This is a genomic window from Mesorhizobium vachelliae, from assembly GCF_033977325.1.
Taxonomy (GTDB): Bacteria; Pseudomonadota; Alphaproteobacteria; order Rhizobiales; family Rhizobiaceae; genus Mesorhizobium; species Mesorhizobium vachelliae.
The window spans coordinates 149,584-160,305 of record NZ_JAVIIR010000017.1; the positions used below are offsets into that span (position 1 = coordinate 149,584).

The following is a 10,722-nucleotide window of genomic DNA, read 5'->3' on the forward strand; positions in this document are numbered from 1 at the left end:
CAGCAGCAGCCGATGACCTTTCGTGAACGCCTCCAGGCCTGGCGCTACAATCTCGTGCCCGACCATCTGGTCGGCGAGATCCTGACCAAACGCTGGACCGACAACGCCATACCTTTCCTGGCGCTGGTGGCGACGCTCGGCGTGTTCGGCTCGATCATTCCGGGCTTCTTCAAGCTCACCTCGCTGCAGGAATCGACCCGCCAGCTCGGCGAGTTCTCCCTGGTCGTCATCGGCATGACGGTGGTGATGCTGGGTGGCGGCATCGATCTTTCGGTCGGCTCGATCTTCGCGCTGTCCTGCTTCTCCGCCGTCTACGTCTTCTTCATCCTCGACCAGTCGATCTGGCTGGCGTTGGCTGCTGCACTCGCGGCCGGGCTCGTCTTCGGCGCCATCAACGGCTACCTGGTCGGGTATCTCAGGCTGCGCGCCTTCCTCACCACGCTGGTCACCTTCATCTTCGGGCGGGCGCTGTTCGATATCCTCGTCACCACCTATGCCGCCGACGTGCAGCTTTCCCAGGCCTCCTCCGATGTGCTCGACTTCATCGGCGACGGCACCTTCTGGGGCCTGTCGGTCTCCGTCTGGCTGGCGATCATCCTTGCCATCGTCACGCATATCGCGCTGACGCGCTCACGTCCGGGCTGGCATGTTCTGGCGGTCGGCGGCTCACGGCGCTCGGCGCACAATGCCGGCATCCGCGTGCGCCGCACCGTGTTCATGACCTATGTCTTTTCCGGCTTCTGCGCCTCGATCGGCGGCTTCCTCATCGCCTGCCGGTTGAGCGGGGCCGGGCCGGGCACGGGCCTCAATCTCGAGATCATGGCGCTGACAGCGGCGGTGGTCGGCGGCGTCAGCCTGGGCGGCGGGCGCGGCTCGGTGGTCAAGGGACTGATGGGCGCCGTCATCGTGCTCACCATGACCAACGGCCTGATCCGGCTGGGCTACGGCACCGGCACCAACCAGATGGTGCTCGGCATCCTCTTGGCTGTCGCCGTCACCATCGATATCCGCTGGCTGAAGAACCGTCACAAGGTGCTGAACGAGGTCTATGTCGCGCCGGTCTATCTCAAGATGGGCGAGACGCAATCGGCAGCGCCCGGCTCCGGCACGTCCTACGAGCTCGACAACCGGCTCTCGGCCGCGGACCATATCGGGTTGGGCGAGCTGGAAGGACCCGAGGACGTCATTCTCGACCGCGACGACCATCTTTATTGCGGCACCCGCCACGGCGAGATCGTCCGCTTCTTCGCACCTGACTACAAGCGCTCCGAGGTCTTTGCCCATATCGGCGGCTTTCCGCTGGGGCTCGCTTTCGACCGGGACGGCAATCTGATCAGCTGTGTTGGCGCCATGGGCCTCTACTCGGTCTCGCCGGAGCGGGACGTTAAACGCCTGTCGGCCGAGACGGCGCGTTCCTGGACCTCGATCGTCGACGATGCGCGCCTGCGCGACCCGAACGATTGCGACATCGCGCCCGACGGCCGCATCTATTTTACCGATTCCACGAAGCGCTACGACGCCCATGATTGGGCGCTGGACTCGATCGAGAACCGGGCCACGGGCCGCCTTCTGGTCTACGACCCGAAGGACGGTTCGACCAAGACGCTGCTCGACGGCTATCGCTACACCAACGGCGTGTGCATGGCGCATGACGGCAAGTCGCTGTTCTTCGCCGAAAGCTGGGCCTGCCGTGTGCACCGCTACTGGTTGGAAGGGCCGAAGGCGGGAACGGCCGAGTGCGTCATCCGCGACATGCCTGGCTATCCCGACAACATCAACCGGGCTTCCGACGGCAATTACTGGATGGCCTGGCTCGGCATGCGCACGCCGAGCTTCGACCTGTCGCTGCGCCATCCCGACATGCGCAAGCGCATGACGCGCCGCCTGCCGCAGGACGAATGGCTGTTCCCCAACATCAACACCGGCGGCGTGGTGAAGTTCAACGAGAAGGGCGGCATCGTCGAGACGCTCGGCGATCTTTCGGGCAATGCGCATCCGATGGTGACCTCGATGCGCGAGCACAAGGGCTATCTGTTCGTCGGCGGCATCCTGAACAACCGCATCGGTCGCTACAAGATCGAGGGCGCGGACCCGAACTGGACGAGCCCCGCTTCCTATTGGGGGGCGAAGCCATGATCCTCGATCCGATCCTGGATGTCTTTCGCGGCAAGGCGGTCACCATACCGCCGCTCGACGGCGCCTTCCGTCCCAACACGCGGCTGGACGACCTGCCTGCCTTCGCCGGGCTGACCGAACCGGACAATCTGCTGGTATCCGACGGCCGGCTGCTTGTCTCCAGCGGCAATGCGATCCATGCGATCGCGGCCGGTTCCGAACCGACCGTGGTCGAGACCTTTCAATCTCCCGTCACCGCGCTGGCGCTATCGCCAGTGGGCGACCTGACGGTCGGGCTGGAGAGCGGCAGACTGCTGATCGCCGGCAAGGAAGTCTCTTTGCCCGCCGAGATCCGCTGCATCACGGCGCTTGCCTATGCGGACGACGGCACGCTGTGGTTGGCCAATGGTTCGGCACAGCACCTGCCTTCGCAATGGGCGGCCGACCTGATGAAGAAGGGCGCGTCCGGGGGGCTGTGGCGGTGCGGGCCGGGAGGCATCGGGTTTCAGAATATCGCCGGCGACATCGCCTTTCCCTATGGGCTTCACCCGGTCGGCGCCGACGTGCTGGTGAGCGAGAGCTGGCGCCACCAACTGGTCCGCTTCGACGGCTCGAACGGGAACCGGTCGACGATACTGGCGCATCTGCCGGGCTACCCTTCGCGGCTGTCGCCGGCCGGCGACGGCGGAGCGTGGCTGACCCTCTTTGCGCCGCGCAACCGGCTGATCGAATTCGTGCTGCAGGAAACGCATTATCGCCAGGACATGATCGACCAGGTGCCGCCTGCCTACTGGATCGCGCCGGCGCTGGCTTCCAACCGCAGCTTCCTCGAGCCGCTGCAATGCGGCGGCATCCGCACCATGGGCATCCACAAGCCGTGGTCGCCCAGCCGCTCCTATGGGCTCGTGGTCAGGCTCGACCGGGCCCTGCAGCCGCAGTTCAGCCTGCACAGCCGCGCCAACGGCACGCGCCACGGTATCTGCAGCGTGGCCGAACAGGACGCCCGCCTGTTCGTCGCCTCGCGGGGCGGCGATTGCGTGCTTGCCGTCGACCTTGCTTCGGGAGGTTTCTGATGGAACCGATCGTCCGTCTGGAAAACGTCACCAAGGCCTATCGCGGCGTGCCGGCGGTAAAGAACGTCACGTTCGATCTGAGGAAGGGTGAGATCCACGCGCTGCTGGGCGAGAACGGCGCCGGCAAGTCGACGCTGACCAAGATCATCGCCGGCGTCGTCGATGCCACTTCCGGCAAGATGTTCCACAAGGGCGTCGAGACGGCCTACGCCTCGCCGCATGCCGCGCTGGAAGCCGGCATCGCCATGGTGTTCCAGGAGACCAGCCTGGTGCCGTCGATGACGGTGGCGCAGAATCTTTATCTCGGCACCGAGAAATTCCTCAACCGGCTGCGCGGCACCTACATTTCTGCGCAGCAATTCCTGCAGTCGCTGAATTTTCCGGTCGATCCGAACGCGATGGTGGCGACGCTGGGTGCGGCCAAGCGGCAGATGGTCGAGATCGCGCGCGCCGTCCACCACAATGCCGAGATCATCATCTTCGACGAACCCACCGCGACGCTGACGCCGGAGGAGAAACGCCATTTCTTCGCGCTGATCCGCCGACTGAAGGCGCGCGGCGTGTCGATCGTCTTCATCAGCCACGCGCTGGAAGAGGCGCTGATGATCGCCGACCGTATCACCATCCTGCGCGATGGCGAATTGGTGATCACCGACGATACGTTCGCCTTCGACCGCGACAGGATCGTCGCCGCCATGGTCGGGCGCTCGCTGACGGGGCAGATCTATCGCCAGCGCGACGAGACGAAATTGCGCAAGGCCGGCAAGAAGGTGCTGTCCGTGCAGGACATCTCGATGAGCAACATCGTGCGCAACAATTCCTTCTCGATCTTCGAGGGCCAGATCACCGGCGTGTTCGGGCTGATCGGGTCGGGCCGCACCGAGACCTTCAAGATCGTGTCGGGCATCTACAAGCGCGACTTTTTGCGCGGTGGCGCGATCGAATTGGACGACAAGCCGGTGCGCTACCTCGTGCCGAGCGAGGCGGTGGCCGACGGCATCGTCTATGTCACCGAGGACCGCAAGAGCGAAGGCATCTTCGAGACGATGGGCATTGCCGAGAATCTGTTCGGCGGGCTGCTCGCCGCGGGTCGCGAAAAGGCCTGGGTGATCAACCAGCAGGAGATGCGGCAGCTTTCGGCCGAATGGACGAAGACGCTCAACATCAAGGCGATCAACGACAATGCGCGCGTGGTCGAGCTCTCCGGCGGCAACCAGCAGAAGGTGGTGATCGGCAAGGGGCTGGTGCAGCAGCCGCGCATCGTCATCTTCGACGAGCCGACGCGCGGCGTCGATGTCGGCGCCATCGCCGAGATCCACCAGATCATCAACCGGCTGGCCGACGAGGGCCTCGCCGTCGTCGTCATCTCGTCCTACTTGCCCGAAATCATGAACCTGTCCGACCGCATCTTGGTCTGTCGCCAAGGCCGCATCGTCGAGGAGTTCTCGCCGGCGGAGGCGACGGAAGAGAAGATTATGTACGCGGCGGTTCACTAGGCTGTGGCTGGTGGACACCTTGACAATTGGCCGAAGCCTCCGCGACGTCGTCATCCACGGGCGGAGCAACGAGCGAAGCGACGCGCGCAGACCCTGGAATGACGATGCCGAGGTGGTTCGGCCAGCCTTCGCGACCGTGTGTTGTTTTGGGCTAAAAACTGAATCGGGCAAACGGGTTGGCCGTCTACGTGCAACGCTTGATTCAACGAATTCGACCGACAGTTCAAACGAAAGGACTACACCATGGCCACCACAAAACTGCTCAGCGACGCAGAGGTCGAAAAGATCCCGGCGGTGAAGGCCGTGTTCGACGATATCCGTGCGACGCGGAAATCTGATTTCGTCAACAATTTCTGGCGGGGGCTCGCCAATGATCCGGCGTCGCTGAAGCGGGTGTGGGAGCAGCTCAAGGCGGTGATGGTCGCGGACAGCGCCATCGATCCGCTGACCAAGGAAATGATCTATATCGCCGTCTCGACCGCCAACGGTTGTTCCTATTGCATCCACTCCCATACGGCAGCAGCGCGGGCCAAGGGCATGACCGACGCGCAGCATGGCGAGCTTGTGTCGATCATCGGCCTGGCCGGCCAGACCAATCATCTCGTCACCGCCATGCAGATCCCGCTCGATCCGCAATTCGAGGTGAAGTGAGTCGGGTGGGCGCCACGGCGTTTTCCGTGTCGCCGCCAGCAAAAAAATATCGACCGGCGGCGATCATTTTCGCATTTCACAGGCTTGTGCCCGTGATCGAGAATTTTGCCCGGCGCTGTTAAGGAAGTGACATGTAACGGCACTAAGGAAGCCGCACGCGAAGTCGTTCGCCCGTGGTTTCCGGCGCGGCTCTCGCGGCGGAGCCGTCATGAAAATCGTCCAGATCACCGATACCCATTTCAGCCCCAGCAAGCCGCATTTCAACGGCAATTGGGAACCCTTGGCCGCCTGGATCGAGCAAAGCGGCGCCGATCTCATCATCCACACCGGGGACCTTACCGTCGACGGCGCCGACAGGGATGACGACATCACCTTCTGCATGGGGCTGATGCGGGAGATATCCAAACCCATGCTGCTGGTGCCCGGCAATCATGACGTCGGCCACCTGCCGGGTTCGCTGCAGCCGGTCGATGCCGCCCGGCTGGAGCGCTGGCGCCGCCTGGCCGGCCCTGACCATTGGTTCGAGGATGCGGGCAACTGGCGGCTCGTCGGCCTCGACAGCCAGGTGATGGGCTTCAACGATGCCACCGAGGAAGCCCAGTTCGAATGGCTGCGGGAAACACTGGAAAGCCGTGGCGGCCGCCGCGTCGCGATGTTTGCCCACAAGCCGCTTTTTGTCGACGATCCGGACGAAGGCGACACCGGCTATTGGAGCATCCGACCGGCGCAGCGTCGGCGTCTCTACGATCTGATCGCCGCCCACGACGTGGCCCTGCATGCAAGCGGCCACCTGCATTGGGCGTGGAAGGGCAAATACGCCCACACCTCGCTGGTCTGGGGCCCGTCCGCCGCCTTCATCGTCGACACGATGGAGCGCAAGATGCCGGGCGAACAGATGATCGGCGCCGTCGTGCACGAGTTCAGCGACACGGTCGCGAGCGAGATCGTCGCTGTTCCCGGCATGAGCCTTCACGTTCTCGATGACGTGGTCGAGGAGGTCTATCCGCACGAGGCCCACAAAGTCCGCAGGAAGGCCGGGTGATGGGCGCGCTGTCGCTTCGCGGCCTGAGCAAGGCCTTTGCCGGCAACGCCGTCCTGAATGGCGTCAGCCTCGATGCCGAACCTGGCGAATTCATCGCCCTGGTCGGACCTTCGGGCTGCGGCAAAAGCACCTTGCTGCGCATCCTGGCCGGGCTCGACCATGCCGATGCCGGCGAGATCCTGGTCGGCGGCAAGGACATGTCGAACGTCGCCGCGGCCGACCGCAACATCGCCATGGTGTTCCAGTCCTACGCGCTCTATCCGCATCTGACGGCCGGCCAGAACATCGCCGTCCCGCTCGCCATGAAGAGGCTGGGCCGCACGCAGCGCCTGCCGCTGATCGGTTCGCTTCTGCCGGGCCAAAAAGCGATACGCGTCGGCATCGCGCAGGATGTGCGCGAGATGGCCGCCTTGCTGAAGATCGACCATCTGCTCGACCGCAAGCCCGGGCAGATGTCGGGCGGGCAGAGGCAGCGCGTGGCGCTGGCGCGTGCGATGGTGCGCCATCCCAGCATCTTCCTCATGGACGAGCCGCTTTCCAACCTGGACGCCAATCTGCGCGTCCATGCGCGTGGCGAGATCGTCGAACTGCACCGGCGCGCGGGCGTGCCGACGCTCTATGTCACGCACGACCAGGCCGAGGCGCTTTCCATGGCCGACCGCGTGGCCGTCATGATCGGCGGCAATCTGCTTCAGCTTGCCGCGCCGGAAACCATCTACAACGACCCCGCCCATATCGAGGTCGCGCGGTTCGTCGGCCAGCCGAGGATCAACATCATCCCGGCGCAGGCTGAAAACGGTCGTGCTGGTTTCGAGGGCATCCGACTTGCCTTGATGGAGAAAGTGGCGAACGGGCCGGTCAGCCTCGGCATCCGGCCCGAATTTGTGAAGCTGGCGCCTGATGGGCGCAGCGGCATTGCCGGGCGTATCGAGCGGCTCGAATTCCTCGGGTCGGAAGTCATCGCCCATTGCCGGCTTCAAGCAAGCGGCGACGCCATCGTCGCTAAGCTCGCGCCGTATGAGGCGAGGGACCTGATCGCAGGAATGCCGGTGGGTATCCTTCTGCCATCCGAACAGGCGATGGTGTTTGGGCCGGAAGGACGGCGGCTGCGTACGGCCGCGGCGGCAGGAGCGCGGCAGGAGCCGGCCTATGTCTAGCGTCACGATGGCGGACAACATCCCGGCCGAGGCGCTTCATCGGCGCAGCGAGGACCGGACCGCCTGGCTGCTGGCGGCGCCGGCGATCGTGCTCCTGTTCCTGTTCGTGCTGTTGCCGGTGATTGCCGTCATCTTCCTCGGCTTCACCGATTTCGAGCTCGGCTACGGCAAATTCCGGATCGTCGGCTTCGAGAACTACGCGCATCTTTTCACCGACCGCACCTTCCGCAAATCGCTGTGGAACACGACCCTCTACACGGCGATGGTCGCTCCGGTCTCGATTGCGCTGGGCTTGGGCGTCGCGCTTTTGATCGAAGGCGAATTGCGCGCGCGGGCCTTCTTCCGCACCGTCTACTTCCTGCCGGTGGCCTCGCTGATTGTCGCCATGGCGACCGTCTGGCAGTACATCTTCCACCCCACCATCGGGCCGCTCAACGCGCTGCTTTCGCTTGCCGGCATTCCCGGCCCGAACTGGCTCGGCGCCTCGAACACCGTCCTCTACAGCCTGTCGATCATCGGCGTGTGGCAGTCGGTCGGCTTCAACATGGTGCTGTTCCTGGCCGGCCTGACGGCGATCCCGCGCGAGCTCTATGCCGCAGCTGAAGTCGACGGCGCGAAATCGGCGCTCGACCGGTTCTTCCTCGTCACCTGGCCAATGCTTGGGCCGACGACGCTGTTCGTCGTCACCATCAGCATCACCAATGCGGTGAAGGTTTTCGAGACCGTGAAGATGCTGACCGACGGAGGCCCGAACAAGGCGTCGGAAGTGTTGCTCTTCACCATCTACCAGGAGGGCTTCGTCTATATGCGCGTCGGCTATGCGTCGGCAATGACGGTGGTCTTCCTGGCGATCCTCGTGGTGCTGATGTTCCTGCAGTTCCGCGTCCTCGACCGGCGGGTGCATTACACATGACGGGCATCCCGGTCGGCCGCATCGTCCGCTTTGCGCTGCTTTCGCTCGGCGCGTTGATGATTTTGGCGCCCTACATCTTCATGATCTCGACCGCCGGCAAGACGCAGAGCGACATCTTCACCGCGGCGCTTTCGCTCATCCCGCAGCACTTCTACTTCGCCGAGAATTTCGCCAAGGCGCTGGACAAGGTGCCGATGGCAACGCTGCTGTGGAACGGCGTCGTCGTGTGCGGGCTGATCTTCTTCTTCCAGGTCGCGGTGGCGATCCCCTGCGCCTACGCGATGGCCAAGCTGAAGTTCCGGGCGGCACGGATGATGATGGTGATGGTCATGCTCGGCCTTCTGGTTCCCATCCATGCGACGGCGCTGCCGCTCTATGTCGCGTTCGACCGCGTGTCGCTGCTCAACAGCTACACCGCGCTGGTCGCGCCGTTCACGATTTCGGTGTTCGCGATCTTCATGTTCCTGCAGTTCTTCCGCGCCATGCCGGACGACCTTATCCACGCGGCGCGGCTCGACGGAATGTCGGAGCTCGGCATCGTCGCGCGCGTCATCGTCCCCAACGCATGGCCGGCCGTCACCGCCTTCGCAATCTTTTCCGTCGTCGCGCACTGGAACGATCTCTACTGGCCGCTGATCGTCATCAGCAAGCAGGCCTACGCCACGCCGCCGCTCGGCCTGATGTATTTCCGGGCCGCGGAGGCGGGCGACGACTACGGCGCGCTGATGGCCGCCACGCTGATCATCACCCTTCCTCTCGTCGTCGCCTTCCTGCTCGCGCAGAAGCGCTTCGTCGAAGGCATCACCATGACCGGTCTCAAAGGCTGAATTTGCCAACAACCAACTGGGCCAACAAGGAGCACGAGCAATGAAGCATATATCGAGGATCTTCGCCGCGGCGGCGGTCTCGCTGACCTTCGCACTACCGGCAAGTGCCGAAACGACTCTGACCGTCCACTATCCGATGCCCGGCTTCTTCAAGAACGTGATGGACACGATCTCGAAGAAGTTCATGGAAGAAAATCCCGATATCAAGATCCAGTTCGCCAGCCCGTCGGCGACCTATGAGGAAGGCATCCAGACCATCCTGCGCCAGGCCGGCACCGACGAGATGCCCGACATCACCTTCATCGGCCTCAACCGCCTGCGCATGCTCAACGAGCGCGACGTCGCCGTCGACCTCGGGCCGCTGGTGAAGAAGGACGGCAACATGGCCGAGCAGGGCTTCTCCGACACGATTCTGAAGCTCGCGCAGGTGAACGGCAAGCAGATCGGCCTGGCCTTCGCCACCTCCAACCCGATCATGTATTACAACGCCGACCTGGTGAAGGCCGCCGGCGGCGATCCGGACAATCCGCCCAAGACCTGGGATGAGGTCATCGCGCTCGGCGGCAAGATCAAGGCGCTCGGCAACGGTGTCGACGGCATCGACTTCCGCTGGCAGGGCGATGACTGGATGTTCTCGGCGCTCCTGTTCGGCGCCGGCGGCAAGATGCTGAACGGCGACGAGAGCAAGGTCGCCTTCAACGGTCCGGAAGGCGAGAAGGCCGTCGAGCTCATCGAGCGGATGGTGAAGGAAGGCGGCATGCCGGTGTTCACCAAGCCGGCGGGCGAGCAGGCCTTCGCGGCCGGCAAGGTCGGCTTCGAATTCCAGACCACGGGCGCGCTGGTCAACACGATCAAGAATGTCGGCGACAAGTTCACGTTGCGCACGGCCAAGATCCCGCTGATCGATCCGGTCAACGGCCGTCTGCCGACCGGCGGCAATGCGGTCGTCATCCTGACCAAGGACGCCGCGAAGCAGGAAGCCGCCTGGAAGTTCGCCAAGTTCGCCGCCGGCCCATATGGCGCGTCGGTGGTGGTGCCAGGCACCGGCTATGTGCCGAACAACGAGCTGGCCGCGAAATCTTCCGACTATCTCGGCGATTTCTACAAGAAGAACCCGCTGTTCCAGGCCGGCCTCAGCCAGATGCCGCTGATGGTTCCGTGGTATGCTTTCCCCGGCACCAACGGGGTCAAGGTGACGCAGACGATCGTCGACAACCTGTCGCGCATCGTCGACCAGTCGGCGGCGCCGAAGGAAGCGCTCGCCGACGCCGCGAGCGACGTCGAAGGCATGCTGCCGACGCAGTAAGGGTTGCGCGGGGTTTTCCCTTCTCCCCTGGGGGCTAGCGTGCGCACACATTTGCTTCGGGTTGATTTTGTGAGGCTAGAAGGAAGCCGTCTGTGATGGCATTGAAGCGTCTGAGGCCGTGGGTAAAGGTGATGGGCCCTGG

At 63.9% G+C, this 10,722-nt stretch carries 9 protein-coding genes; all 9 read left to right on the forward strand.

What is annotated here, in order from left to right; genetic code table 11:
* Positions 1-12 precede the first annotated feature (12 nt).
* The 9 genes from RFM41_RS28675 (at position 13) to RFM41_RS28715 (ending at position 10,580) form a co-directional block, all read left to right on the forward strand.
* Positions 13-2,136 carry an ABC transporter permease gene (locus tag RFM41_RS28675; protein ID WP_320252768.1) on the forward strand — a complete coding sequence of 708 codons (2,124 nt, stop codon included), beginning with the start codon at positions 13-15 and terminating at the stop codon, positions 2,134-2,136.
* Complete coding sequence (locus RFM41_RS28680) at positions 2,133-3,188, forward strand: SMP-30/gluconolactonase/LRE family protein (protein WP_320252769.1); 1,056 nt, start codon at positions 2,133-2,135, stop codon at positions 3,186-3,188. Before RFM41_RS28675 ends, RFM41_RS28680 begins: the two co-directional genes overlap by 4 nt.
* Complete coding sequence (locus tag RFM41_RS28685; protein WP_320252770.1) at positions 3,188-4,684, forward strand: sugar ABC transporter ATP-binding protein; 1,497 nt, start codon at positions 3,188-3,190, stop codon at positions 4,682-4,684. The genes RFM41_RS28680 and RFM41_RS28685 overlap by 1 nt, the downstream gene beginning before the upstream one ends.
* A gap of 243 nt (positions 4,685-4,927) precedes the next feature.
* Positions 4,928-5,335: a carboxymuconolactone decarboxylase family protein gene (locus RFM41_RS28690; protein WP_040984089.1), complete on the forward strand. Its 408-nt coding sequence runs from the start codon at positions 4,928-4,930 to the stop codon at positions 5,333-5,335.
* Positions 5,336-5,543: 208 nt separating this feature from the next.
* Entirely contained in the window at positions 5,544-6,377 is an 834-nt protein-coding gene (locus RFM41_RS28695; RefSeq protein WP_320252771.1) for a metallophosphoesterase family protein, read from the forward strand.
* A complete protein-coding gene (locus RFM41_RS28700; RefSeq protein WP_320252772.1) occupies positions 6,377-7,534 on the forward strand; it encodes an ABC transporter ATP-binding protein in 1,158 nt (385 codons plus the stop codon). The genes RFM41_RS28695 and RFM41_RS28700 overlap by 1 nt, the downstream gene beginning before the upstream one ends.
* Positions 7,527-8,447, forward strand: coding sequence for a carbohydrate ABC transporter permease (locus tag RFM41_RS28705; RefSeq protein ID WP_320252773.1), 921 nt, complete (start codon positions 7,527-7,529; stop codon positions 8,445-8,447). The genes RFM41_RS28700 and RFM41_RS28705 overlap by 8 nt, the downstream gene beginning before the upstream one ends.
* Positions 8,444-9,274: a carbohydrate ABC transporter permease gene (locus RFM41_RS28710; RefSeq protein WP_320252774.1), complete on the forward strand. Its 831-nt coding sequence runs from the start codon at positions 8,444-8,446 to the stop codon at positions 9,272-9,274. The genes RFM41_RS28705 and RFM41_RS28710 overlap by 4 nt, the downstream gene beginning before the upstream one ends.
* A 40-nt stretch (positions 9,275-9,314) precedes the next feature.
* On the forward strand, positions 9,315-10,580 hold the full coding sequence (locus RFM41_RS28715; protein WP_320252775.1) for an ABC transporter substrate-binding protein: 1,266 nt from the start codon (positions 9,315-9,317) through the stop codon (positions 10,578-10,580).
* Positions 10,581-10,722: the final 142 nt, after the last annotated feature.

What these genes read in the sequence shown, in the direction of transcription:
- RFM41_RS28705 (WP_320252773.1), top strand. Translation starts at nt 7,527, where the DNA reads ATGTCTAGCGTCACGATGGCGGACAACATCCCGGCCGAGGCGCTTCAT.
- RFM41_RS28690 (WP_040984089.1), top strand. Translation starts at nt 4,928, where the DNA reads ATGGCCACCACAAAACTGCTCAGCGACGCAGAGGTCGAAAAGATCCCG.
- RFM41_RS28700 (WP_320252772.1), top strand. Translation starts at nt 6,377, where the DNA reads ATGGGCGCGCTGTCGCTTCGCGGCCTGAGCAAGGCCTTTGCCGGCAAC.
- RFM41_RS28695 (WP_320252771.1), top strand. Translation starts at nt 5,544, where the DNA reads ATGAAAATCGTCCAGATCACCGATACCCATTTCAGCCCCAGCAAGCCG.
- RFM41_RS28680 (WP_320252769.1), top strand. Translation starts at nt 2,133, where the DNA reads ATGATCCTCGATCCGATCCTGGATGTCTTTCGCGGCAAGGCGGTCACC.
- RFM41_RS28675 (WP_320252768.1), top strand. Translation starts at nt 13, where the DNA reads ATGACCTTTCGTGAACGCCTCCAGGCCTGGCGCTACAATCTCGTGCCC.
- RFM41_RS28710 (WP_320252774.1), top strand. Translation starts at nt 8,444, where the DNA reads ATGACGGGCATCCCGGTCGGCCGCATCGTCCGCTTTGCGCTGCTTTCG.
- RFM41_RS28685 (WP_320252770.1), top strand. Translation starts at nt 3,188, where the DNA reads ATGGAACCGATCGTCCGTCTGGAAAACGTCACCAAGGCCTATCGCGGC.
- RFM41_RS28715 (WP_320252775.1), top strand. Translation starts at nt 9,315, where the DNA reads ATGAAGCATATATCGAGGATCTTCGCCGCGGCGGCGGTCTCGCTGACC.